This window comes from Streptomyces sp. NBC_00435 (assembly GCF_036014235.1).
GTDB lineage: Bacteria > Actinomycetota > Actinomycetes > Streptomycetales > Streptomycetaceae > Streptomyces.
On the sequence record NZ_CP107924.1, the window covers coordinates 5,150,024 to 5,173,540 of the forward strand.

The window sequence follows — 23,517 nt, forward strand, 5'->3', positions numbered from 1 at the left end:
CTGCGGCGCCGTTGCCGGGGGCGCTGCCCCCGGACCGCCGCGCCTCAAACGCCGGTGGGGCTGGATTCATCCAGCCCCACCGGCGTTTGAGGCGCGGCGGTCCGGGCGGAGCCCGGGGAACGGTGGGCGGGGTTCCAGGGCGGGAGCCCCGGAACCCCGGCCAGGACGTCAGTCCTTGATCTCGCAGATGGCCGCGCCGGAGGTGAGGGACGCTCCGACCTCCGCCGCGAGGCCCACGATGGTGCCCGAGCGGTGCGCGTTCAGCGGCTGTTCCATCTTCATCGCCTCGAGGACGACGATCAGGTCGCCCTCGTTGACCTGCTGGCCCTCCTCGACCGCGACCTTGACGATCGTGCCCTGCATGGGCGAGGCCAGGGTGTCGCCGGAGGCGGCCGGGCCGGACTTCTTGGCCGCGCGGCGCTTGGGCTTCGCGCCGCCGGCGGCCGCCGTACGGGCCAGGGTCATGCCCAGCGAGGACGGGAGGGAGACCTCCAGGCGCTTGCCGCCGACCTCGACGACCACCGTCTCGCGGCCCGGCTCGTCCTCGGTGTCGTCCACGGCGGGAACCACGAACGCCGGGATCTCGTTGACGAACTCGGTCTCGATCCAGCGGGTGTGGATCGTGAACGGGTCGGCGGTGAAGGCCCGGTCGGCGACGACCGCGCGGTGGAACGGGATGGCCGTGGCCATGCCCTCCACCTCGAACTCGGCCAGCGCGCGCGCCGCCCGCTGCAGGGCCTGCTCGCGCGTGGCACCCGTGACGATGAGCTTGGCGAGCAGGGAGTCCCAGGCCGGGCCGATGACCGAGCCGGACTCGACGCCCGCGTCGAGGCGGACGCCCGGACCGGTCGGCGGGGCGAACTTCGTGACCGTGCCCGGCGCCGGCAGGAAGCCGCGGCCCGGGTCCTCGCCGTTGATGCGGAACTCGAAGGAGTGGCCGCGCAGGACCGGGTCCCCGTAGCCGAGCTCCTCGCCGTCCGCGATGCGGAACATCTCGCGGACCAGGTCGATGCCGGTGACCTCTTCGGTGACCGGGTGCTCGACCTGGAGGCGGGTGTTGACCTCCAGGAAGGAGATCAGGCCGTCGGCCGAGACGAGGAACTCGACCGTGCCGGCGCCGACGTAGCCGGCCTCCTTCAGGATCGCCTTCGACGCGGCGTACAGCTCGGTGTTCTGGGCCTCGGTCAGGAACGGCGCCGGGGCCTCCTCGACCAGCTTCTGGTGGCGGCGCTGGAGCGAGCAGTCACGGGTGGAGACGACGACCACGTTGCCGTGGGAGTCGGCCAGGCACTGGGTCTCCACGTGCCGCGGCTTGTCGAGGTACTGCTCGACGAAGCACTCGCCGCGGCCGAAGGCGGCCACGGCCTCGCGCACCGCGGAGTCGTAGAGCTCCGGGATCTCCTCGAGGTTGCGGGCGACCTTCAGGCCGCGGCCGCCGCCGCCGAAGGCGGCCTTGATCGCGATCGGCAGGCCGTGCTCCTTGGCGAACGCGACGACCTCGTCCGAACCCGCGACCGGGTCGGGGGTGCCGGCCACGAGCGGCGCGCCGGCGCGCAGCGCGATGTGCCGGGCGGCGACCTTGTCGCCGAGGTCGCGGATCGCCTGCGGCGGCGGGCCGATCCAGGTCAGGCCCGCGTCGATGACGGCCTGCGCGAAGTCGGCGTTCTCGGAGAGGAAGCCGTATCCGGGATGGATGGCGTCCGCACCGGAATCGGCTGCGGCCTGCAGGACCTTGGAGATGTCCAGGTAGCTGGCGGCCGGGGTGTCACCGCCCAACGCGAAAGCTTCGTCGGCCGCGCGGACGTGCAGAGCGTCCCGGTCCGGGTCGGCGTAGACGGCTACGCTCGCGATCCCGGCATCCCGGCAGGCCCGAGCAACGCGGACTGCGATTTCGCCACGGTTGGCGATGAGCACCTTGCGCACGATGGCTCCCTCCTTGAAACAAGCTGAGTTTAGGGACAGCCCACACGGCCTTTCGACCCTTCCCCGGTGGTGACCTTGCCCACACGGAGTGTGATTCGAGTCGACCCCGAGTCGAGAAAACCCTTGTGGTGCCCCACGTCAGGGGGATCCCCGACTGCACAGTAACCCTGTCGTGTGGTCAGGGTCTCTGTCCGGCGGGTCAGCGGCCCCGGGTGATTCTTTGTCGAGTCCCTACGAACGGCCCACGCGTTCCTCGCGCGGGACGCCGTGCGGGCGGCGGACCACCCCGGGGCATGTGCCCACCGTAACGAAGCGGTCCCGGCCCCTTGTCCGCAGGTTTACCCATTAGTAGCCTCCAGGCGTCGAACAGGCTTGTGCTTGTGGGGTGGGGGCGTCGTGGCTGGTGTGAGTGGCGTGGGTGGCGTGGTGCTGCGCAGATCCGTGGCCGGAGCGACCGCGGTCGTACTGGTCGTGGAGGCGGGGGCGCTCGCCTTCGTCCACCTCGTGCTGGGCCGGACCACCGAGAACCAGAAGATGTCCATCGCGGGCATGGACCCGGATGTCATGTCCAAGGCAACCTATGCGATGGGGGCCGGCATGGCCCTCTTCCTGCTGGCCTGCGCGGTGTTCCTGGCCCTCGCCGCGATCCGCGACCGGGCCCCCGGCACTTTCGCGCGCGTCGTCCTCATCACCGCCGCCGTCACCCACGGACTGCTCGGCGCCCTCGTCGTCGGCCTGGTGGGCTGGGGCGCCTTCGTGGTGATGATGCTGATCCTGTGCCTGCTGGTGCTGAGTCTGACGCTCTACGCGGCCAAGGCGTCGGCGGCCGGGTCCGGCGAGGGCGAGGGCGACGGCGGCGGCCCCGGGATCCAGGACGCGCCGCCGGCCCACCCGCTGCTCGGGGACTTCGGGGACGTCAAGCCCACAAGTCCGTGATCGACACGTCCAGTTCGCTCAGCAGCGAGCGCAGCAGCGGCATGGAGATCCCGATCACGTTGCCGTGATCCCCGTCGATGCCGTCGATGAACGGCGCCGACAGCCCGTCCAGGGTGAACGCCCCCGCCACGTGCAGGGGCTCCCCGCTCGCCACGTACGCCGCCACCTCCGCGTCCGAGGGCTCGCCGAAGCGGACCGTCGTGGACGCCGTGGCCGACACCTGGCGCCCGGTCGCCGTGTCGATCACGCAGTGCCCGGTGCGCAGCACCCCGGCGCGCCCGCGCATCGACTTCCAGCGGGCCGTGGCCTCCGCGGCGTCCGCCGGCTTGCCCAGCGCCTCGCCGTCCAGTTCCAGGACGGAGTCGCAGCCGATCACCAGGGCTCCCGCGGCCTCGTCCAGGGCCGCCACGACGGCCGCCTTCGCCTCGGCCAGCGCGAGGGCCAGCTCGGCGGGGGAGTCGGCGGTGAGGGCGTCCTCGTCGAAGCCGCTGACGATCACGTGCGGGGCGAGCCCGGCCTGCCGCAGCAGGTTCAGCCGGGCGGGCGAGGCGGAGGCGAGGACGAGGGCGTGGCGGGCGTCGGCAGTCATGCCAGACATCGTAGGGGCGCCCGGCGGGGCCCCGGGCGGCCCCGGCGGTCGGTTCAGAAGCCGCCCACGCCCAGTACGTAGACCACGACGACCATCGCGATGACGACGACCACCGTCATCCGCCGGACCATCGCGGCCGCGTCGCGCATGTCCTTCGGCGGCTCGTTCTTCGGGTCTGACCAGAGCATGCCCCGATCCTGGCCCCCGGGACGCCTGTGGCGCCTGAGTACGGGTACTCAGGCGCCACAGGCGGTTCGCGCCATCTTCGCCCAGCTACGCGGGCCAGTACGTACGGCCCCACGCGGCCGGCCCGGGGCGCGGCAGCGTCCGCCGGGCCACCCGGCCCGGCGCCGACCACGCGTCGGCCACCCGCTGCGCACCCGGAGGCTCCGACGCCAGTGCCACCGCGCGCGCTCGGACCACCGCCAGTGCGGCGGCCAGCTCCTCGGGGGTCGGATTCCCCTTGACGACCTTGATCACCACAGGACTGCCTCCTAGCGCCCTAGAGGGGGATGTTGCCGTGCTTCTTCGGGGGCAGGGACTCCCGCTTGGTGCGCAGCTGCCGCAGCCCCTTGACCACGTGCGCCCGGGTCTGCGACGGCATGGTCACCGCGTCGATGTACCCGCGCTCGGCGGCCGTGTACGGGTTGAGCAGCGCGTCCTCGTACTCGGTGATGAGCCGCGCCCGGGTCTCCTCGGCGGTTCCGGCCTCCTCGGCCTCGGCGATGGCCCGGCGGTGCAGGATGTTCACCGCGCCCTGGGCTCCCATGACCGCGATCTGCGCGGTCGGCCAGGCGAGGTTCAGGTCGGCACCGAGGTGCTTGGAGCCCATCACATCGTAGGCACCGCCGAAGGCCTTGCGCGTGATGACGGTGATCAGGGGGACGGTGGCCTCGGCGTACGCGTAGATCAGCTTCGCGCCGCGCCGGATGATCCCGTTGTACTCCTGGTCCGTGCCCGGCAGGAAGCCCGGTACGTCGACGAAGGTCAGCACCGGGATGTTGAAGGCGTCGCAGGTTCGTACGAAGCGGGCCGCCTTCTCGGAGGCGTCGATGTCCAGACAGCCGGCGAACTGCATCGGCTGGTTGGCGACGACCCCCACCGGGTGGCCCTCGACGCGGCCGAAGCCGGTGAGGATGTTCGGCGCGAACAGCGACTGGGTCTCCAGGAACTCCGCGTCGTCGAGCACGTGCTCGATCACGGTGTGCATGTCGTACGGCTGGTTCGCGCTGTCCGGGATGAGGACGTCGAGCTCGAGGTCGGTCCCGGAGACCTCGGTGTCGGCCTCCTCGGGGAAGGCCGGGGGCTCGGAGAGGTTGTTCGACGGGAGGTAGGAGAGGAGCGACTTCACGTACTCGATGGCGTCCTTCTCGTCACCCGCCATGTGGTGCGCGACGCCGGACGTGCTGTTGTGCGTGCGCGCCCCGCCCAGCTCCTCGAAGCCGACGTCCTCACCGGTGACCGTCTTGATGACGTCCGGGCCGGTGATGAACATGTGCGAGGTCTGGTCGACCATGACCGTGAAGTCGGTGATGGCGGGGGAGTACACGGCTCCGCCGGCGCAGGGCCCGACGACCAGGCTGATCTGCGGGATCACGCCGGAGGCGTGCACGTTGCGGCGGAAGATCTCGCCGTACATGCCGAGCGCGCTGACGCCCTCCTGGATGCGGGCGCCACCGGAGTCGTTGATTCCGACCAGCGGGCAGCCGGTCTTCAGCGCGAAGTCCATGACCTTCATGATCTTCTGGCCGTAGACCTCACCGAGGGCCCCGCCGAAGACGGTGAAGTCCTGGGAGAACAGGGCGACGGGGCGCCCGTCCACGGTGCCGTAACCGGTCACGACGCCGTCCCCGTAGGGCCGGGTCTTCTCCAGCCCGAAGTTCGTCGAGCGGTGCCGGGCGAACTCGTCCAGCTCGACGAAGGACCCCTCGTCCAGCAACAGGGCCACCCGCTCACGCGCCGTCAGCTTGCCCTTGGCGTGCTGCTTCTCCACCGCCCGCCCGGACCCGGCATGAGTGGCTTCCTCGACGCGGCGCTGCAGATCCGCGATCTTCCCCGCGGTGGTGTGCATGTCGATCGGCTCTGACGGTTGTGACATCGGGGTCGCGGCTCCCTGCGTGGTGTCAACTGCCTGGTCACTTACATGACTACTACTGGCTACTGGTGCGTAGCGTATCGGCGGGCATGGCGCTCGGCAGTGCGGCGTTTGACACACCTACTGTGGGTTGCATGACGCCTTCAGATGCATCAGGCGGAGCTTCGACCGGAGCTTCCGCGGGCCGCTGGTCGAGCCTCGACCGGCCGCCGTTGAACGCCGCCGCGCTGCGGCGGGCCCTCGTGACCGGTGACGGACTGTGGACCTCGCTGGAGGTGGTGGCCTCGACCGGGTCGACCAACAGCGATCTCGCCGCACGGGCCGCGCAGCTGTCCGAGGGGGCCGTGCTCGTCGCCGAGGAGCAGACCGCGGGACGGGGCAGGCTCGACCGGAGCTGGGTCGCGCCCGCACGTTCCGGACTGTTCTTCTCCGTACTCCTCAAGCCCGGGCACGCGGTGCCGCAGGAACGGTGGGGGTGGCTGACGCTGCTGGCCGGGGTGGCCACCGCGGCCGGGCTCTCGCGCGCCGCCGGGGTCGAGACCCACCTCAAGTGGCCCAACGACCTGCTGGTCGCGGTGGACGGGGAGGAGCGCAAGACCGGCGGGATCCTCGCCGAGCGGGTGGGCGACGGGGTGGTCGTCGGGATCGGGCTCAACGTGACGCTGACCGACGGGGAGCTGCCGGTGGACACCGCCGGGTCCCTGGTGCTGGCCAAGGCCTCCGTCACCGACCGGGACCCGCTGCTCAGGGCCGTGCTGCGGTCGCTGGAGCAGTGGTACGGGGACTGGCGCGCGGCCGGCGGCGATCCGGCGGCCAGCGGTCTGCAGGAGACGTACGCGGCGGGCTGCGCGACCCTCGGCCGGCACGTGCGCGCCGAGCTGCCGGGCGGGCGCACTCTCACCGGTACGGCCGAAGCGGTGGACACCGACGGGCGGCTCGTCGTACGGACGGCGGACGGGGAGCGGGAGGCCGTGGGGGCGGGGGACGTCGTCCATCTGCGGTCCGTGCGGTGACCCGCCGGACGCACTGCCCCGGGTGACGGAGTAGGGGAGTGAGCTACGGCACACCTGCCGTATGGTTTAGGCGATCCCGGTCCTCGCGGTGATCAACCGGTTCGGCAGTGCGCACGGAATGGACAGGAGGCGGCCCTTGACCGTCGACGACCCTCAGTCCAACGCGCCCGCCCCCGGAACGGCGGCGGGCGGTCCGGGCGGTTCCGGCGGCGCGGGCGGTTCCGGCGTCCATGCCGGCCCGATCGGGCGCGAGCAGCACACTCCCCACCACGAGGTCGACCACACGGCCCAGCCGACGGCCGACCCGCTCGCCATCCGCCTGGAGCAGCTGATCCTGGGCGCCGAGCGCCGGTACACCCCCTTCCAGGCCGCCCGCAGCGCCGGGGTCTCGATGGAGCTCGCCTCCCGCTTCTGGCGGGCCATGGGCTTCGCGGACATCGGCCAGGCCAAGGCCCTGACGGAGGCGGACGTACTGGCGCTGCGCCGGCTCGCGGGCCTGGTCGAGGCCGGGCTGCTGAGCGAGCCGATGGCGGTGCAGGTGGCCCGGTCCACGGGGCAGACCACGGCGCGGCTCGCCGAGTGGCAGATCGACTCCTTCCTGGAGGGGCTGACGGAGCCGCCTGAGCCGGGAATGACCCGCACCGAGGTCACGTACCCGCTGGTCGAGCTGTTGCTGCCGGAGCTGGAGGAGTTCCTCGTCTACGTGTGGCGGCGCCAGCTGGCGGCCGCGACCGGGCGGGTCGTGCAGGTGGCGGACGACGAGGAGATGGTCGACCGGCGACTCGCGGTGGGCTTCGCCGACCTGGTGGGCTTCACGCGCCTGACGCGGCGGCTGGAGGAGGAGGAGCTCGGCGAGCTGGTCGAGTCCTTCGAGACGACGTCGGCGGACCTGGTGGCGGCGCACGGCGGCCGGCTGATCAAGACGCTGGGCGACGAGGTGCTGTACTGCGCCGACGACGCGGCGACGGCGGCGGAGATCGCGCTGCGGCTGATCGAGACGATGGGGGCCGATCCGCAGATGCCGGAGCTGCGGGTGGGGATCGCCTTCGGGACGGTGACGACCCGGATGGGCGACGTCTTCGGGACCACGGTGAACCTGGCCTCGCGGCTGACGTCGATAGCGCCGAAGGACGCGGTGCTGGTGGACGGGGCGATGGCCGAGGAACTGGGCCGCACGGGCGCGGCGCCGGTGTCGGAGAAGGAAGCCGAGAGCGAGGAGGGCGGCGGCGCCTACCGCTTCGCGCTCCAGCCGATGTGGCAGCGCCCGGTGCGCGGCCTCGGGGTCGTGGAGCCCTGGTCGCTGACGCGGCGGAGCCCTAAGATCCCCGGGTAACGTTCGTTAACCGGGAGGGTCGTCCTGTGTCTGAATTCGTGACTGTGCGCCGGCACGAGGGCGGGGTCGCCGAGCTGGTCCTGGACCGGCCGAAGGCGATGAACGCCGTGTCGACGGACATGGCGCGGGCCATCGGGGCGGCGTGTGCGGAGCTGGCCGCGGACGCGTCGGTACGGGTGGTCGTGCTCTCCTCGACCGCCGGGAGGGCGTTCTGCGTGGGCGCGGACCTCAAGGAGCGCAACTCGTTCTCGGACGCCGAGCTGCTGCGCCAGCGGCCGACCACGCGGGGTGCGTACGGGGGCGTACTGGAGCTGCCGATGCCGACGATCGCGGCGGTGCACGGCTTCGCCCTGGGCGGCGGCTTCGAGCTGGCCCTCGCCTGCGATGTGATCGTGGCCGACGAGACGGCGGTGGTCGGCCTGCCCGAGGTGTCGGTGGGCGTGATCCCGGGTGGCGGGGGCACGCAGCTGCTGCCCAGGCGGGTGGGGGCGGCGCGGGCCGCGGAGCTCATCTTCAGCGCCCGGCGGGTGGAGGCCGGTGAGGCCCTCGCGCTGGGGCTGGTGGACTCGGTGGTCCCGGCGGGGTCGGACCGCGACGCGGCGCTGGAGATGGCCGCCGCGATGGCGGCGAACTCCCCGGTCGGGCTGCGCGCGGCCAAGCGGGCGCTGCGACTCGGGCACGGGATGGACCTGACGGCGGGGCTGGAGATCGAGGACGCGGCCTGGCGGACGGTGGCCTTCTCGGGGGACCGGGCCGAGGGCGTGGCGGCGTTCAACGAGAAGCGGAAGCCGCGGTGGCCGGGGGTGTGATCCCCCGGGAGCCCTGATCCGACCCGGTCCGTCACCGCACGTGATCTTGGCGCCACCGAAAGTCGCGCCAATTATCACCAAATCGGACAAACTTCCCTAACCTGGGGTGATGGGTGTTGACGGGCGGCTCCGAGCCGTTGTGGGCCTCGCGCAGGCCATGGCGGCCGCGTGCGCGCCGCGGGACAGTGTCCGGGCCGCGGCGCGCGGCGCGCGGCTGGCGATGGACGGCTCTTTCGTCGCGATCTCCGCGTGGGAGCGGGAGCGGGGGTGCCTTCGGGTGCTCGTGAACGAGGGGGAGCGCAGGGCCGGAGAGGAGGAGTTCCCCGAGGACGAGTCCTATCCCGTGCACGACTTCCCCGAGATCACGGAGTTCCTGCATGAACGCTGGGTGGGAGGAGGCGGTCCCCACGCCTGGGTGGACAGCGCGGTCGGGGACCGGCCCGGGCGCCGGGGCGAGGCGCTGCGCCGGCGCGGGCGCGGGACGTGCGTGGTCGCGCCGATCGTGCTGAGCGGGCGGGCGTGGGGCGAGCTGTACGTGGCCCGGGACGAGGGGATGGCGGACTTCGACGAGGACGACGCGGAGTTCGCGACCGTCCTCGCGGCGGTCGTCGCGGCCGGGCTCGCGCAGAACGACCGGCTGGAGGAGGCGCGCAGGCTCGCCTTCACCGACCCGCTGACCGGGCTGGCCAACCGGCGGGCCGTGGACATGCGGCTCGACGAAGCGCTGGAGGAGCACCGCCGCGGTGGGGCGGTGACCGTGGTCAGCCTGGTGGTCTGTGACCTGAACGGGCTGAAGAAGGTCAACGACACGCTCGGTCACGCGATGGGCGACCGGCTGCTGGAACGTTTCGGCTCGGTGCTCAGCCTGTGCGGGGCGATGCTGCCGGGTGCGCTGGTCGCGCGGCTGGGCGGCGATGAGTTCTGCCTGGTCAGCGTGGGTCCTTCGGCGGACGAAGTGGTGCGGGTCACCGAGGAGGTGTGCCTGCGGGCCGCCGAGCTGGAGCTGGGCGAGGGGGTCGCCTGCGGGGTCGCGTCCACGGGGGATCCGATCGGGCCGGTGAAGTCCTCGCGGAGGCTGTTCCGGCTGGCCGACGCGGCGCAGTACAAGGCGAAGGCGGCGCGGTCGGCGAAGCCGGTGGTGGCGGGGCGGGACACCGCCGTGGTCCGCCTCGCGGACGCCGAGCCGGGCGGCCCGGGGGAACGCCGCCGCTTCCGGGGCCGCGCGTAGCCGTTGGCCGGCTGCGGCTGCGGCTGCGGCTGCGGCTGCGGCTGCGGCTGCGGCTGCCGCTTCCGCTTCCGCAGCTGTTTCCGCTGTTGCCGCTCCGGGCTCCTGGGGCTGCGCCGCGGACCCCGAGGCGATCCTCAGGTCCTGCCGGGCCGAGGTGTTCGAGTGGTGGCTCGAGAGGGAGTGACATGAAGGGATTCAGTCCGTAGGGTGCTGAATATGGATATGCACACTGTCGTGGTGGGAACGTCCGGGACCACCGCTGAGGACGTCATCGCCGTCGCCCGCGGCAACGCCCGCATCGAGCTCTCCGGCGAGGCGCTCGCCGCGCTGGCGCGGGCCCGCGAGATCGTGGACGCGCTCGCCGCGAAGCCCGAGCCCGTCTACGGGGTGTCCACCGGGTTCGGGGCGCTCGCCTCCCGGCACATCAGCCCCGAGCTGCGCGCGCAGCTCCAGCGCAACATCGTCCGTTCGCACGCCGCCGGCATGGGCCCGCGCGTCGAGCGGGAGGTCGTGCGCGCGCTGATGTTCCTGCGGCTCAAGACCGTGGCCTCCGGCCACACCGGCGTGCGCCCGTCCGTCGCGCAGACCATGGCCGATGTCCTGAACGCCGGGATCACCCCCGTCGTGCACGAGTACGGCTCCCTCGGCTGCTCCGGCGACCTCGCCCCGCTGTCCCACTGCGCGCTCGCGCTCATGGGCGAGGGCGACGCGGAAGGCCCCGACGGGGTCGTGCGCCCCGCCGGGGAACTGCTCGCCGAGGCCGGGATCGAGCCCGTCGAGCTCCGCGAGAAGGAGGGCCTCGCCCTCCTCAACGGCACCGACGGCATGCTCGGCATGCTGGTCATGGCCCTCGCCGACCTCGGCAAGCTGTACACCGCCGCCGACATCACCGCCGCCCTGACCCTGGAGGCGCTGCTCGGCACGGAGAAGGTCCTCCAGCCCGAGCTGCACGCCATCCGCCCGCACCCCGGGCAGGGTGTCTCCGCCGCGAACATGGCCGCCGTCCTGAAGGACTCCGGGCTCGTCCGCCACTTCCAGGAGGAGACCGCCCCGCGCGTCCAGGACGCCTACTCCGTGCGCTGCGCCCCCCAGGTCGCCGGCGCGGGCCGCGACACCATGGCGCACGCCGCCCTCGTCGCCTCGCGCGAGCTGGCCGCCGCCGTCGACAACCCGGTGGTCCTGCCCGACGGGCGCGTGGAGTCCAACGGCAACTTCCACGGCGCCCCGGTCGCGTACGTCCTGGACTTCCTGGCCATCGCCGCCGCGGACCTCGGCTCGATCGCCGAGCGCCGCACCGACCGGCTGCTCGACAAGAACCGCAGCCACGGCCTGCCGCCCTTCCTCGCGGACGACGCCGGCGTTGACTCGGGGCTCATGATCGCCCAATACACGCAGGCCGCCCTGGTCAGCGAGATGAAGCGGCTCGCGGTCCCCGCCTCCGCCGACTCGATCCCCTCCTCCGCCATGCAGGAGGACCACGTCTCGATGGGCTGGTCGGCCGCGCGCAAGCTCCGTACCGCCGTCGACAACCTCACCCGGATCATCGCCATCGAGATGTACGCGGCCACCCGCGCCATCGAGCTGCGCCACGGGCTCACCCCGGCCCCGGCCAGCCGGGCCGCCATCGCGGCGGCGCGTGCGGCGGGTGTGGAGGGTCCCGGGCCGGACCGTTTCCTCGCCCCCGACCTGGCGGCCGCGGACGCCTTCGTCCGTTCGGGTGCGCTCGTGGACGCCGTGGAGTCCGTCACGGGCCCCCTCGCCTGAGAACCGCGGGAGCGGAAGTGACCGAGGGCCGTGTCCGTCCCCCGTGTCCGTCCCCCGTGTCCGCCGGAGGCGGCCCCGGCTACACCGTCCGCGAGCGGCGTACGGAGAAGGCCACGAACCCGGCGCCGGCGCCCAGGCAGAGGGTGCCGCCCAGCAGGTACGGGGTGGTGTCCACGCCGCCCGTGTCGGCCAGCTCCAGGGCGGGCCCGGACGCGGCGGCGGCCTGGGGCCGGTCGTTCGCGGGGGCGGGCGCGGCGGAGGAGGCGTTCGCGTGCCCCGGCCCGGTGGCGTTGGCCGAGGGGACGAACCACAGGACGGCGAGGAGGGTGGTCGCTCCGAGAGCGGTGAGTGTTGATCGACGTGCGGACACGGTGCGATCCCCCTTGTGGCAGAAGCGAATTGGCCGTGTGCGGTGATGCTACGGAAAGGGGCGGGTCGTGGGAAAGTCGGGGCGCCCGCGGGATTACTCTCCGTCGTATGAATCCTTCTGAGACCTCACGCTTCGTCCGACTTCGAGTCGATTTGGTCATCGAAGTGCCCGACGTGGACGCGCTCACCGGAGCCGCACTCGCGCACATCAAGGCCGACGAGTTCATGCCGGACGAGGAGCGCGGCCACGCCGAGGCGGCGGTCCGCGAGGACGTGTCGGAGGCCTTGGCCTACCTGGTGGACCCCACCGACCTGGTCGCGGAGATCCCCGGGGTGGAGCTCGCGCAGGCCTCCTGGAGCAGCGAGCCGGTGGAATACGACCCCGAGTCCATGGAGTGGGACCTGGACGAGGAAGATGGGGACTTCGACGAAGAGACTGACAGCGCCTGACGGTGGGGTTGACCACATTCGAACGGAATGTGGCGGCCGCCGGGGTGTAATGCGTTGTCAGGACGGGGCAGGGGGGCACGCCCCCCTGTCCGGGGAAATCGGGGTTCCGGCAACGATGGAGTGGCGTGTGAGGACGGACAGCAAGCGGCGGAGAAGGTCCCTGGTGGCCATATCCGCCGTACTGGGTGGCGTACTGGTGCTCGCGGGGTGCAACGACTCCGGTGACGGCGGCAGCACGCCCAAGGGCAACGGTGAGGCCTCGGCCAAATCCCAGGCCGACGTCGACGCGGCGGCCGCGAAGGACGCCTCGAAGGCCAAGATAGCCATCACGCCCAAGGACGGCGCCACCAACGTCGGCCTGAACGACGCGGCCAGCGTGGCCGTCACTGACGGCACCCTGACCCAGGTCGAGCTGAAGAGCTCCGAGGGCACGGCGGTGGCGGGCAAGATAGCCTCCGACGGCAAGAGCTGGAAGCCGGACGGCGCGCTGAAGCGCTCGACCAAGTACGCGCTGTCGGCGACCGCGAAGGACGACGCGGGCCGTGAGGCGCACGAGAACGCCTCCTTCACCACCATCTCCCCGGAGAACAGCTTCGTCGGCTCGTTCATACCGGACGAGGGCCAGACCGTCGGCGTGGGCATGCCGGTCTCGATCACCTTCAACAAGCCGATCAAGGACAAGAAGGCCGTCCAGGCGGGCATCACGGTCACCTCCACCAGCGGCCAGGAGGTCGTGGGCCACTGGTTCAGCCCGCAGCGGCTGGACTTCCGCCCCGAGCAGTACTGGCAGGCGAACTCCACGGTCACGCTGAAGCTGGCGCTGGACGGGGTCCAGGGCAGCCCCGGCATCCAGGGCGTGCAGAACAAGACCGTCACCTTCAAGATCGGCCGGAGCCAGGTCTCCACCGTCGACGCGAAGACGAAGAAGATGGTCGTCACCCGGGACGGCGCGGTCCTCAAGACCATCCTGATCTCGGCGGGCTCCCCGCAGAACCCGACGTACAACGGTCAGATGGTGATCTCCGAGAAGTTCAAGGAGACCCGGATGAACGGCGCCACCGTCGGCTTCACGGACGACGACGGCAAGGGCGAGTACGACATCAAGGACGTACCGCACGCGATGCGCCTGTCGAACTCCGGCACCTTCGTGCACGGCAACTACTGGGGATCGGACTCGATCTTCGGCAGCGTCAACACCAGCCACGGCTGTGTCGGCCTCAACGACGCCAAGGGCGCGAACGACCCGAACCAGCCCGCGGCCTGGTTCTACGACAACTCCCTCATCGGAGACGTCGTCACGGTCGTCAACTCCCCGGACAAGACCATCAAGCCGGACAACGGCCTCAACGGCTGGAACATGAGCTGGACGGACTGGAAGGCGGGCGCGGCCTCCTGACCCGCCCGCGGGCGCGCCGACGGAAGAGCTGAACCCCGCGACGGACGGCGGGGAGTCCCGGTCAGGGGCTCCCCGCCGTTCGCGTTCCCATCCGATGGCCGGCGGGCCGACCGGCAACCATGACAAGGCCGTGCCCCTGGGCGCCCCGCCGCGCCGCGGTCCGGTGCTGTGACCGGAAGGGTTCCCCGGGCCACAGCACTAGGGTCCGGAGCATGACGATCGCCCCGCTCTCCGTACCCCCGACCGACACCGAGGTCGACCACTGGTGGGCCGTCCTGGCTTCCGCCCGGACGGCCGACCTGCCGCAGGTGGCGCCGCCCTCCCGGACGGAGGTGGCCGGAGCGCTGCGGGTGCCTTCGGCGCGGGGGCGGTCGGTGCACTGGGCCACGGAGGACGCAGTCGCCTCCCCGGTCCTGTTCACGGACGGCGGCAACGACCACACCGCGTTCCTGGACGAGCTGACGGTACGGCCGGACGCGCGGCGGCGCGGTGTGGGCACGGCCCTGTGGGGGCGGGCCCGGGAGGAGCTGCTCGCCTCGGGTCGGACCTCAGTCGCGGCCGAGGTGGACCTGGGCGGTCCGGGCCAGGCGTTCGCCGAGTCCGTGGGCTTCGAGAACGTCCTGTCGATGGCCTGGTACGTACAGGACGTACGGGCGGCGCGGGAGGAGCCGGCGCCACCGCTCCCGTCCGACTACGAGCTGATCTGCTGGCCCGGACTGGTCCCCGACGCGTGGGCGCCGGCGGTGGCCGTCGCCCACGGCGCGATGGAGGACGCGCCGATGGGGGACCTGGACCAGAGGATCCAGACCTGGACGGCGGAGCGCCTGCACGCGGCCCACCGGAAGATCCTGGACCGGGGAGGCGCGCTGACCACGGTCGCCGCCGTCACCCCGGACGGAGAGGTGGCGGCCTACACCGAACTGGTCCTCCCCGACCCGGCCGGCCCGCGCGCGCTCCAGTACGACACCGTGGTGGTCCCCGCCCACCGGGGCCACGGCCTCGGCCGCGCGGTCAAGCGGCGCATGCTCGCGGAAGCGGCGGTCCGCCACCCGGACCTGCGCACCGTCGCCACCTCGGTGGCCGACGACAACACCCCGATGCTCGCGGTCAACGCGGCCCTGGGCTACCGGCTCGAACGCACGGTCGGCTACTTCCAGTTGAAGCTCCAGCCGTAGCCGGGGGCGCGGCCGTCCCGCTCACTGGCCGCAGGCCGGGACGTCGCCGGTCGACGCCGCGTCCCGGACGGGGTCCGGGGTTGGAGCGGCGGGTGACGCGGACCAGGAGGAGAGCAGGCTGAGGGCGTCGGCCGAGGGGGAGCCCGGGGCCGCGTGGTAGGTGACCAGGAACTGCGCCGGGTCGTCCGGGAGGGCCAGGGTCTCGAAGGAGAGCTGGAGTTCGCCGACCAGCGGATGGCGCAGCCGCTTGATGCCGTGCGTCTTGTTGTCCGCCACCGTGTGGGCCGCCCACAGCCGGCGGAACTCCTCGTTCTTCACCGACAGTTCGCCCACCAGCGCCGACAGTCGCTCGTCGTCCGGGTACTGACCGGCGTACAGGCGCAGGTTGCTCACCACCTCGCACGCCCGGCACTCCCAGTCGGCGTACAGCTCCGCCGTCGCCGGGTCCAGGAACACCAGCCGCACCAGGTTGCGCTCCTGGGCCGGCAGCGTCCCGAAGTCACCGAACACCGCCGCCGCCATCCGGTTCCAGCCTATGACGTCCTGGCGCCGCCCGACCAGGTAGGCGGGTACGCCGTCCATCGCGTCCAGCAGCGTCCGCAGCTCCGGCCGCACCTGCTGCGGGCGCGGGGCCTGGCGGCGCTTGCGGGGCTTCGGGCCGGCCAGACGACTCAGGTGGGCGCGCTCCGTACCGTCCAGGCGCAGTGCCCGGGCGATGGCGTCGAGGATCTCCGCCGACACGTTCTGCCCGTGGCCCTGCTCCAGCCGCGTGTAGTACGCGACCGAGACCCCAGCCAGCTGCGCCAGCTCCTCGCGGCGCAGCCCGGGGACCCGGCGGTGGCGTCCGTAGTCGGGCAGGCCGACGTCCTCGGGGCGCAGCCGGGAGCGCCGGGAACGCAGGAACTCGCCGAGCTCGGCCCGCTGATCAAGCTGGTGCATTACCCCAGTATCGCCGCGCGGGGGCGCGGGACGGGGGCCTGTGCCTGACCCCGCCAAGGGTAGGTTCGCCAGTCCTAGGCAGGACAGGGGGATGGGTGGCCGGCGCCGGAGCCCGCAAGCTGGGAACCGCGGAAACCCGTACGGAATCCCAGCACGGCGGTCCCGCGGAGCAACCCCAGCAGTCCCCCCCCAGCAGTCCCCCCCCCAGCAGCCCCCCGCAGCAGTCTTCCGAGGAGCCTCACCGTGTCCGTCACCCAGGTCGCCGCCTACGCCGCTCCCGCCCCCAAGGCCCCGCTGGAGCGCATCACCGTCCCGCGCCGGCCGGTCGGCGCGCACGACGTCCTCATCGACATCAAGTTCTCCGGCATCTGCCACTCCGACATCCACCAGGTCACGGACGGCTGGGGCGAGGGCATCTACCCCATGGTCCCGGGGCACGAGATCGCCGGTGTGGTCACCGAGGTCGGCCCGGACGTCACCAGGTTCGCGGTCGGCGACCGGGTCGGCGTCGGCTGCTTCGTGGACTCCTGCCGCGCCTGCGAGCAGTGCCTCGCAGGCCAGGAGCAGTACTGCGCCAAGGGCATGACCGGCACGTACAACGCCCTCGACAAGAACGGCGAGCCCACGTACGGCGGTTACTCCACGCACGTCGTCGTCGACGAGAACTACACCGTCCGCATCCCCGACGGCCTCGCCCTGGACGTCGCCGCCCCGCTGCTGTGCGCCGGCATCACCCTCTACTCCCCGCTCAAGCACTGGAAGGCCGGCCCCGGCAAGCAGGTCGCGATCGTCGGACTCGGCGGCCTCGGCCACATGGGCGTCAAGATCGCCCACGCGCTCGGCGCGGAGGTCACCGTGCTCTCGCAGACCCTGCGCAAGAAGGAGGACGGGCTGAAGCTGGGCGCCGACCACTTCTACGCCACGAGCGACGGGACCACCTTCGAGGAGCTGGCCGGCCGCTTCGACCTGATCGTGTCCACCGTCTCCGCACCCCTCGGCTTCGACGCCTACCTGGGGCTGCTGAAGGTGGACGGCGCCCTGGTGAACGTCGGCGCCCCCGAGGAGCCGGTCTCGCTGAACCTGTTCTCCGTCATCGGCGGCCGCAAGACCCTGGCCGGATCGATGATCGGCGGCATCGCCGAGACGCAGGAGATGCTCGACTTCTGCGCGGAGCACGCGCTCGGTGCGGAGATCGAGCTGATCCGCGCCGACGAGGTCAACGAGGCCTTCGAGCGCGTCCAGGCGGGCGACGTCCGCTACCGCTTCGTCATCGACACCTCGACGATCTGACGGCCGCCGGGCTGCCGGGCCGCCCGCCGGGCCGCCCCCCTGCCGGCCGACGGCCCCCGGGGCGGGCGCGTACCCGCGCCTCCCCGGGGGCCGTCACACGTTCTTCATGCCCCGTGCATGGTTCCGGCGGCCGTCCGCGCGGACGATCTTCCCATCAGCCTTCACCCACCGGGGAGTTCGAGATGCCCAGCCGCCGCCACTTCCTCGCGGGTTCCGCGGCCGCCGCCGGCCTCGGCCTCGCCGCCCTTCCGCAGCTCACCCCGCCCGCCCGGGCGACGGCCGCCGCGGCCGGCGACGCCGCCGGACCGCAGGCGCCGCCGAACATCGTGGTGGTGCTGGCCGACGACCTCGGCTACGGCGACCTGGGCGCGTACGGCCAGAAGCTGATCAGCACCCCGCGCATCGACCGGCTCGCCGCCGAGGGGCTCCGGTTCACCGACGCCTACTCCGCGGCCGCCGTCTGCGCGCCCTCCCGCGCCGCGCTGCTGACCGGCCTGCACACCGGCCACGCCGCCGTCCGCGCCAACCCCTCCAGCGGCGGCCAGGGCAGCCTGGGCGCCGGTGACACCACCTTCGCGGAGGTGCTGCGGGCGCGCGGCTACCGTACGGGCCTGTTCGGCAAATGGGGCTTCGGGCCGGAGACGGGGGACCAGCCGAGCCACCCGGGCGCGCGGGGCTTCGAGGAGTTCTACGGGTACATCGACCACACCCACGCCCACGAGTACTACCCGGCGTACCTCTGGCACAACAACGCCAAGGAGACCGTCCCGACGGGCACCTTCGCCCCCGACGCCATCGCCGCGCGCGCCCTCGACTTCATCGACGCCCGAGCCGCCGGCACCGATCCCTTCCTGCTCTTCCTCGCCCCGAACCTCCCGCACGCCCCCAGCGACATCCCCGACACCGGCGCCTACGCCTCCCAGTCGTGGACGCAGGAGAACAAGGCGCACGCGGCGCAGATCAGCCTCCTCGACGCACAGGTCGGCGCGGTCGTGGACCGGCTGAAGGCGCGGGGCGTCGCGGAACGCACGGTCGTCCTGGTCGCCTCCGACAACGGCCCGCACGAGGAGGGCGGGGTGAACCCCGACCTCTTCGACGCCAACGGCCCGCTGCGCGGCTACAAGCGCAACCTCTACGAGGGCGGCGTCCGCGTCCCGCTGATCGCCTGGTCCCCGGGCCGGATCGCCCCCGGCACCACCAGCGCCCGCCCCACCCCGTTGTACGACCTCCTGCCCACCCTCGCCGACCTGGCGGGCGGCGCCCCGGCCCCCTCCGACATCGACGGGCTCTCGGCGGCGCCCGTCCTGAACGGCACCCCGGCCCTCGCCCCGGTCCACAACCACCTGTACTGGTACCGGGACGAGCAGGGAGTCACCAGCCGGGCCAACGCCCAGGACGGCGGCCGGGCCACGCGGGTGGCGGAGGCCGTCCGCAAGGACCAGTGGAAGGCCGTGCGGTTCGCCCCGGCGCGCGACCGGACCGCACCGGACGCGCAGTGGCGGTTCGAGCTCTACAACCTGACGACGGACCTCGCCGAGAAGTACGACGTGGCGGCGGCGAACCCGTCGGTGGTCACGAGCCTGACGGCCCTCCTGCGCTCCTCCTGGGCCGACACCTACGTGCGCCGCCCGTGGGGTCTCACCGGGGTCACGGATGCTACGGCCGGCACGCTCACCACGACGATCTCGAACGGTACGGGCCGACCCTGGCCCGACGTCCGCGTCACCCTCCCGCTCCCCGCAGGCTGGACGGCCACCCCGGCCGACGCGGACAGCGCCGCCTCCCTCGCCCCGGGCGAAGCCCTGACCACGACCTGGCGGGTGACCCCGCCCGCGCCGACGCCGGCGCCCGCGCTGCTCACCGCCCAGGCCACCACCTCGTCCGGCCTGCGCTTCACGGCCCCCACCCGCTACGCGCCCCTGCCGGCCCCGCCCGCGCGCGACAGCTACCTCAGCGACCTCCCGTGGGTCTCGGCCGCCAATGGCTGGGGCCCCGTCGAGATCGACCGCTCCAACGGGAAGCAGCCGGCGGGCGACGGCACCCCGATCGCCTTCGGCGGGGTCACGTACGCCAAGGGGCTCGGCGTGCACGCGCCGTCGGAGATCGTCTACCACCTGGGCGGACGCGGGAACCGGTTCACCACCCTGGTCGGCATCGACGACTTCTCGAAGAAGCAGTCCGCCGCCGGAGCCACCCGTGCCACCGTGCGCGGCGACGGCCGCGTCCTGGCCACGACGGGCATCCTGACCGGCGCGTCGGGCCCGACCGCCCTCGACGTGGACGTACGCGGGATCCGCCTCCTCCAGCTGGTGGTGGAGGACGCCAACGCCAACTCGGCCTTCGACCACACCTCGTGGGCGCTGGCCCGGGTGACGGTGGTCTGAAGCACGGTCCGGAGGGGGTGACAGGCAGGTTCACGGTCGTGGATGATGACCGGAGACTTCAGGGTTTCCGGGCGTGCCCGACCGTTGCAGGGGGGAGCGGCGGGGCAACCGTCGTGCGGTGACGCGTCCTTGGTCGGTCCCCGCCGCTCTCCACCGAAGGAACCCTGCTCGTGCGTCCTCGTCGTACGACGGTCCTGCTCACCGCGGGCCTCGTCACCCTTCTCGGCACACCGGCCGTCGCCGCCGCCGGGACCCCGGCCGACCTCTACGTGAACAGCACCATCGCCTGCTCCGACACCGGACCCGGTTCGAAGGCCGTGCCCTTCTGCCGCCTCTCCTCGGCGGCCAAGATCGTCAAGCCGGGTCAGACGGTCCGGATGCAGGCACGCGCGCACAGCGCCGAGTCACTCGTCATCGACCGCTCCGGTGAGCCCGGCAAGCCGATCACCTTCGTCGTCGAGACGACCTCCCCCCTCTTCCCCAAGGCGTTCCTCGACGGGGACCTGACCGTGACGGGCGCCTCCCACGTCAGGATCAGCGGACTGGGCGTCGCCGGAACCACCCGGATCAGCCGGTCGACCGACATCGAGCTGAACGCGATCACCGGCCTGCGGCGGGACGCCGACGCCCTCGTGGTCGCCGACGCCAGCAAGGACGTGCGCGTCACCCGGAGCCAGCTGGGCGCCGTGCGGATCGAGGGCGGCGCCGAGCGCACCGTGTTCAGCCGCAACCTGGCCTTCGGCCGCCCCCGCCCGGCGCTGACGGTGGCGGACGCACCCGGCACCGTCATCACCAACAACACGGTGTACGGCGCCTGCGTGACGCCCCTCTCGATCAGCGGCGGCTCGTCCGGCTCCGCGGTGTTCAACAACGTGATCTACGCCGAGCCCTCCGCCGACTGCCCGGCGGCGGGGCTCCGCAAGGGCATCAACGTGTCGGCGAGCGCCACCGTCGGCACGCGCGCCGACTACAACCTGATCGCCGGCGATCCCGCGGTCACGCTGGTGGCCTACAAGTGGGCCGGCGCGAGCTACAAGAAGCCCGCGGAGTTCGCGGCCGCGACCGGACAGGGCGCCCACGACATCTTCCGGGCCACGTCCACGGGCGTCGGCTTCAACGTGGCCGGTTCGCCCACCATCGATTCCGCCGACGCGACGGCGCCCGGCGCACTCGTGCCCGACTTCAGCGGTCTCCCGGCCCTGGACGACCAGCGCGTGCCCAACACCGGCAAGAACGGCGGTTACCTGGACCGGGGCGCGGTGGAGACCTCGATCGGCGTGACCACGGTCAAGTGACGGCGATCAGCACCTGAGTCCCGCGGTGGCGGCCCAAGGGGATCCGCCACCGCCGGGACCCGGCGCCGGAGGCGTCAGCCCTCGGCCCGGGCCACGCCGATCGGGCAGGAGACACCCGTGCCGCCGATGCCGCAGTAGCCGTCCGGGTTCTTGGCGAGGTACTGCTGGTGGTACGCCTCCGCCGGCCAGAAGATGCGCTCCGACGCCGGGAGGACGGCCGTGGTGATCGGGCCGTACCCGGAGCCGGTCAGGACGCGCTGGTAGGCCTCGCGGGAGGCCTCGGCAGTGCTCTGGTCGGCGGCGGAGTGGGTGTAGACCGCCGAGCGGTACTGGGTGCCGACGTCGTTGCCCTGGCGGAAGCCCTGGGTCGGGTCGTGGGACTCCCAGAAGAGCTTCAGCAGGGCCTCGTAGGAGACCAGGGAGGGGTCGAAGACGACCCGGACGACCTCGGTGTGGCCGGTGCCGCCCGAGCAGACCTCCTCGTAGGTCGGATTCTCCGTGAAGCCGCCCTGGTAGCCGGCGAGCGTGGTCCACACCCCCGGGGTCTGCCAGAACTTGCGCTCGGCGCCCCAGAAGCAGCCGAGGCCGAAGTCCGCGACCTGGAGGTGGGCGGGGTAGGGGCCCGCGAGGGGGTTGCCGAGCACGGTGTGGACAGCGGGCAGTCCGAAGAGCGGCTCCGCGCGGCCCGTCAGGGCTTCCTCGCGGGTGGGCAGCTCGGGCGTGCGGCGGTACGAGAACATGGATTCCCTCCTTGTGGTCTACCGGTAACGGGGAACGGCGCGCAGGGATTCCCCCGGTCCGCCGTACCCCGGCAGGGCGCGGGGCCGGTCAGGGGGCGAGCACCAGCTTGCGCAGCGGTCCGGTGTCGGGGAGACCGGCGGTGACGGCGTCGAAGGCGCGCTCCAGCCGCTCCTCGAAGCCATCGCTCGGGTAGCGCAGCGTGGCCGGCTCGGACCAGGACAGCAGCCAGCGGGCCGCGCCGCGGTCCGTGAGCTCGGTGGTGACCAGCCGGTCCAGCGCCCGGCGCAGCACCGGCCGGGCGAACTCGGGGGCCGCGCACCCCGTCGCGGCGGCGGCCACCCCGTCGGACTCCGGGAGCCGGTCGGTGATCCGCCCGCGCACTGCCGGATCGGCGTCGATCGCGTCGAGCAGCGCGGCCAGGCCGCTTCCCACGCCCTCGGCGGCCAAGGCCTCCCGGAGCTCCCGCGCGTCCCGGCCGGCGTAGTGGCTCATGCTCTCGTGCACGAGGTCCTCCCAGTCGAGGCGCCGCATCGCGAAGGCCTCGGGAGTCAAGGCCGCCCGCTCCAGCGCGATCAGCGAGGCCCCGGAGTCGGCGAGCAGCTCCAGCGAGGGGCGGGACGGCCGGGTGCCGAGGCCGTCCCCGGGCAGCGCCTCGATCCGGGCGACGCGCTCGGCGAGCGCGGGGTGGGAGTCGTACGGGTCGACCGGCTCCCCGGGCAGTTCCCGTCGCAGCCCGTCCAGTTCCCCGCCGCGGGCTTCGAGGAAGTGGCGCAGGCCGCCGAATACCTGCCCCGGGGGCGGCAGCAGCCCGGCGTCGACGCCGAGGGTGGCGTACGAATCCATGTAGCGCTCGTGGGCCGGGCCGATGGCGTTGAGCTCGCGCAGCGCCGAGCCGGCGCAATCGCGGCCGGCGACGCGGACGGCGGCCAGGTCGGCGGCGAGCTCCTGGCGGCGGGCGCCGGAGAGGGTCGAGCGCTGGTAGAACTTCCCGTACCCGGTGTAGATCTTCGCCATCGCGCGGTACGTGGCGCCGTCGCCGGTGGTGTCGATCTCCTTGGCCTTCTTGCCGGCCGCGATCCGCTTGGCGGCCTTCTTCTCCTGCTTCGCCCGCTCCTTGGCGATCTTGGCTTCGGACCGCTCGTTGAAGGTGTCGACGGTACGCAGCAGCTGGACGCGGCCGCGCCGGATCAGCGGGGTGAGGCGGGTGTCGAGGTTGGCGTAGTGGCCCATCTCGTGGGCGAGCGCGGCGCGCAGCCGCATCTCGTCCATGCCCGTCATCAGGGGCAGTCCGATGTAGAGGCGTCGGGTTCCCGGCCGCAGCCCGAGCAGCCGGGCGTCCTCGGTGACGGCGGCGTTGACGTCGGCGATCAGCACGATCTCGTCGGGGGCCCGGGTGCCGACCTGCCCGGCGATCTCGCGGACCGCCGCCCACAGGAGGGGTTCCTGGTGCTCGGTGACGGGGACGCCGGGGAGCGGGTCCGCCCTGGGCAGGCGGAGCATGGACATGCCGCGCACGATCGGGACGGCGAGGACGACGGCGACGGCGAGCAGTTTGAGGAGGCTCGGGCCGTGCAGTCCGGCCGACTCGGCGCCGACGACGGTGGCGGCGAGGGCGGCGAGCAGGAGGACGCCGAGCAGATGGAAGCCGGCGAGCAGGACGAGGGCGCGCAAGGCGCGCAGCGAAGCGCCCATATGGACAGATCCCCCCACGGGACGAAGCGGTGCGATGTTGCTCACGCGAACCTTAGGGGCGGGGTTCGGCGCCGTGGGGGGCGGGGCTGGAGTCCG

Annotated in this window: 21 protein-coding genes; 12 read left to right on the forward strand and 9 right to left on the reverse strand. The window is 72.6% G+C overall.

What is annotated here, in order from left to right; genetic code table 11:
• Positions 1 to 168: 168 nt before the first annotated feature.
• Entirely contained in the window at positions 169 to 1,923 is a 1,755-nt protein-coding gene (locus tag OG389_RS23770; RefSeq protein WP_328300461.1) for an acetyl/propionyl/methylcrotonyl-CoA carboxylase subunit alpha, read from the reverse strand.
• 396 nt (positions 1,924 to 2,319) lie between these two features.
• Here OG389_RS23770 and OG389_RS23775 point away from each other — a divergent pair, with 396 nt between their 5' ends.
• Positions 2,320 to 2,859, forward strand: coding sequence for a hypothetical protein (locus tag OG389_RS23775; RefSeq protein WP_328300462.1), 540 nt, complete (start codon positions 2,320 to 2,322; stop codon positions 2,857 to 2,859).
• Here the strand turns inward: OG389_RS23775 and OG389_RS23780 are convergent.
• The 4 genes from OG389_RS23780 to OG389_RS23795 all read right to left on the reverse strand — a co-directional run bounded on the left by OG389_RS23780 (position 2,840) and on the right by OG389_RS23795 (position 5,546).
• Positions 2,840 to 3,448, reverse strand: a complete 609-nt coding sequence (locus OG389_RS23780; protein WP_443059327.1) for a Maf family protein — start codon at positions 3,446 to 3,448, stop codon at positions 2,840 to 2,842. The two genes, OG389_RS23775 and OG389_RS23780, sit on opposite strands and share 20 nt — an antisense overlap.
• Positions 3,449 to 3,501: 53 nt before the next feature.
• Positions 3,502 to 3,636: a morphogenic membrane protein MmpB gene (mmpB, locus tag OG389_RS23785; RefSeq protein ID WP_302169215.1), complete on the reverse strand. Its 135-nt coding sequence runs from the start codon at positions 3,634 to 3,636 to the stop codon at positions 3,502 to 3,504.
• 85 nt (positions 3,637 to 3,721) lie between these two features.
• Positions 3,722 to 3,931, reverse strand: a complete 210-nt coding sequence (locus OG389_RS23790; protein ID WP_328300465.1) for an acyl-CoA carboxylase epsilon subunit — start codon at positions 3,929 to 3,931, stop codon at positions 3,722 to 3,724.
• 19 nt (positions 3,932 to 3,950) lie between these two features.
• Positions 3,951 to 5,546, reverse strand: coding sequence for an acyl-CoA carboxylase subunit beta (locus tag OG389_RS23795; protein ID WP_328300466.1), 1,596 nt, complete (start codon positions 5,544 to 5,546; stop codon positions 3,951 to 3,953).
• A gap of 131 nt (positions 5,547 to 5,677) precedes the next feature.
• Between OG389_RS23795 and OG389_RS23800 the strand changes: the two genes are divergently transcribed.
• The 5 genes from OG389_RS23800 to hutH all read left to right on the forward strand — a co-directional run bounded on the left by OG389_RS23800 (position 5,678) and on the right by hutH (position 11,690).
• A complete protein-coding gene (locus OG389_RS23800; RefSeq protein ID WP_328300467.1) occupies positions 5,678 to 6,556 on the forward strand; it encodes a biotin--[acetyl-CoA-carboxylase] ligase in 879 nt (292 codons plus the stop codon).
• A gap of 136 nt (positions 6,557 to 6,692) precedes the next feature.
• On the forward strand, positions 6,693 to 7,889 hold the full coding sequence (locus OG389_RS23805; RefSeq protein ID WP_328300468.1) for an adenylate/guanylate cyclase domain-containing protein: 1,197 nt from the start codon (positions 6,693 to 6,695) through the stop codon (positions 7,887 to 7,889).
• A gap of 26 nt (positions 7,890 to 7,915) precedes the next feature.
• On the forward strand, positions 7,916 to 8,698 hold the full coding sequence (locus OG389_RS23810; protein ID WP_328300469.1) for an enoyl-CoA hydratase/isomerase family protein: 783 nt from the start codon (positions 7,916 to 7,918) through the stop codon (positions 8,696 to 8,698).
• A 109-nt stretch (positions 8,699 to 8,807) separates the two neighbouring features.
• Complete coding sequence (locus tag OG389_RS23815) at positions 8,808 to 9,926, forward strand: GGDEF domain-containing protein (protein WP_328300470.1); 1,119 nt, start codon at positions 8,808 to 8,810, stop codon at positions 9,924 to 9,926.
• 222 nt (positions 9,927 to 10,148) lie between these two features.
• Positions 10,149 to 11,690: a histidine ammonia-lyase gene (hutH, locus tag OG389_RS23820; RefSeq protein ID WP_328304033.1), complete on the forward strand. Its 1,542-nt coding sequence runs from the start codon at positions 10,149 to 10,151 to the stop codon at positions 11,688 to 11,690.
• A 79-nt stretch (positions 11,691 to 11,769) separates the two neighbouring features.
• Here the strand turns inward: hutH and OG389_RS23825 are convergent, their stop codons facing one another.
• A complete protein-coding gene (locus OG389_RS23825; protein WP_328300471.1) occupies positions 11,770 to 12,060 on the reverse strand; it encodes a hypothetical protein in 291 nt (96 codons plus the stop codon).
• 107 nt (positions 12,061 to 12,167) lie between these two features.
• On the opposite strand from OG389_RS23825, the gene OG389_RS23830 reads away from it, so the two are divergent.
• The 3 genes from OG389_RS23830 (at position 12,168) to OG389_RS23840 (ending at position 15,080) form a co-directional block, all read left to right on the forward strand.
• Entirely contained in the window at positions 12,168 to 12,509 is a 342-nt protein-coding gene (locus OG389_RS23830) for a hypothetical protein (protein ID WP_328300472.1), read from the forward strand.
• A 115-nt stretch (positions 12,510 to 12,624) separates the two neighbouring features.
• The gene (locus OG389_RS23835) at positions 12,625 to 13,905 is read left to right on the forward strand and encodes a L,D-transpeptidase (protein ID WP_328300473.1); all 1,281 of its coding nucleotides are present in this window, start codon (positions 12,625 to 12,627) and stop codon (positions 13,903 to 13,905) included.
• Positions 13,906 to 14,117: 212 nt separating this feature from the next.
• Positions 14,118 to 15,080: a GNAT family N-acetyltransferase gene (locus OG389_RS23840; protein ID WP_328300474.1), complete on the forward strand. Its 963-nt coding sequence runs from the start codon at positions 14,118 to 14,120 to the stop codon at positions 15,078 to 15,080.
• Between the two features lie 21 nt (positions 15,081 to 15,101).
• Here the strand turns inward: OG389_RS23840 and OG389_RS23845 are convergent, their stop codons facing one another.
• The gene (locus OG389_RS23845; RefSeq protein WP_328300475.1) at positions 15,102 to 16,019 is read right to left on the reverse strand and encodes a helix-turn-helix transcriptional regulator; all 918 of its coding nucleotides are present in this window, start codon (positions 16,017 to 16,019) and stop codon (positions 15,102 to 15,104) included.
• A 243-nt stretch (positions 16,020 to 16,262) separates the two neighbouring features.
• Here OG389_RS23845 and OG389_RS23850 point away from each other — a divergent pair, with 243 nt between their 5' ends.
• The 3 genes from OG389_RS23850 to OG389_RS23860 all read left to right on the forward strand — a co-directional run bounded on the left by OG389_RS23850 (position 16,263) and on the right by OG389_RS23860 (position 20,988).
• A complete protein-coding gene (locus OG389_RS23850) occupies positions 16,263 to 17,309 on the forward strand; it encodes an NAD(P)-dependent alcohol dehydrogenase (protein WP_328300476.1) in 1,047 nt (348 codons plus the stop codon).
• 182 nt (positions 17,310 to 17,491) lie between these two features.
• On the forward strand, positions 17,492 to 19,693 hold the full coding sequence (locus OG389_RS23855; RefSeq protein ID WP_328300477.1) for a sulfatase-like hydrolase/transferase: 2,202 nt from the start codon (positions 17,492 to 17,494) through the stop codon (positions 19,691 to 19,693).
• A 170-nt stretch (positions 19,694 to 19,863) separates the two neighbouring features.
• On the forward strand, positions 19,864 to 20,988 hold the full coding sequence (locus tag OG389_RS23860) for a hypothetical protein (protein WP_328300478.1): 1,125 nt from the start codon (positions 19,864 to 19,866) through the stop codon (positions 20,986 to 20,988).
• Between the two features lie 74 nt (positions 20,989 to 21,062).
• Here OG389_RS23860 and msrA read toward each other — a convergent pair whose 3' ends face one another.
• Together msrA and OG389_RS23870 are read right to left on the reverse strand one after the other, a co-directional pair.
• Positions 21,063 to 21,728 carry a peptide-methionine (S)-S-oxide reductase MsrA gene (gene msrA, locus OG389_RS23865; protein WP_328300479.1) on the reverse strand — a complete coding sequence of 222 codons (666 nt, stop codon included), beginning with the start codon at positions 21,726 to 21,728 and terminating at the stop codon, positions 21,063 to 21,065.
• An 88-nt stretch (positions 21,729 to 21,816) separates the two neighbouring features.
• Positions 21,817 to 23,421, reverse strand: a complete 1,605-nt coding sequence (locus OG389_RS23870; RefSeq protein WP_328300480.1) for a M48 family metalloprotease — start codon at positions 23,419 to 23,421, stop codon at positions 21,817 to 21,819.
• Positions 23,422 to 23,517: the final 96 nt, after the last annotated feature.

What these genes read in the sequence shown, in the direction of transcription:
- OG389_RS23780 (WP_443059327.1), bottom strand. Translation starts at nt 3,448, where the DNA reads ATGACTGCCGACGCCCGCCACGCCCTCGTCCTCGCCTCCGCCTCGCCC.
- mmpB (WP_302169215.1), bottom strand. Translation starts at nt 3,636, where the DNA reads ATGCTCTGGTCAGACCCGAAGAACGAGCCGCCGAAGGACATGCGCGAC.
- OG389_RS23795 (WP_328300466.1), bottom strand. Translation starts at nt 5,546, where the DNA reads ATGTCACAACCGTCAGAGCCGATCGACATGCACACCACCGCGGGGAAG.
- OG389_RS23800 (WP_328300467.1), top strand. Translation starts at nt 5,678, where the DNA reads ATGACGCCTTCAGATGCATCAGGCGGAGCTTCGACCGGAGCTTCCGCG.
- OG389_RS23815 (WP_328300470.1), top strand. Translation starts at nt 8,808, where the DNA reads ATGGGTGTTGACGGGCGGCTCCGAGCCGTTGTGGGCCTCGCGCAGGCC.
- hutH (WP_328304033.1), top strand. Translation starts at nt 10,149, where the DNA reads ATGCACACTGTCGTGGTGGGAACGTCCGGGACCACCGCTGAGGACGTC.
- OG389_RS23830 (WP_328300472.1), top strand. Translation starts at nt 12,168, where the DNA reads ATGAATCCTTCTGAGACCTCACGCTTCGTCCGACTTCGAGTCGATTTG.
- OG389_RS23835 (WP_328300473.1), top strand. Translation starts at nt 12,625, where the DNA reads ATGGAGTGGCGTGTGAGGACGGACAGCAAGCGGCGGAGAAGGTCCCTG.
- OG389_RS23840 (WP_328300474.1), top strand. Translation starts at nt 14,118, where the DNA reads ATGACGATCGCCCCGCTCTCCGTACCCCCGACCGACACCGAGGTCGAC.
- OG389_RS23845 (WP_328300475.1), bottom strand. Translation starts at nt 16,019, where the DNA reads ATGCACCAGCTTGATCAGCGGGCCGAGCTCGGCGAGTTCCTGCGTTCC.
- OG389_RS23855 (WP_328300477.1), top strand. Translation starts at nt 17,492, where the DNA reads ATGCCCAGCCGCCGCCACTTCCTCGCGGGTTCCGCGGCCGCCGCCGGC.
- msrA (WP_328300479.1), bottom strand. Translation starts at nt 21,728, where the DNA reads ATGTTCTCGTACCGCCGCACGCCCGAGCTGCCCACCCGCGAGGAAGCC.
- OG389_RS23870 (WP_328300480.1), bottom strand. Translation starts at nt 23,421, where the DNA reads ATGGGCGCTTCGCTGCGCGCCTTGCGCGCCCTCGTCCTGCTCGCCGGC.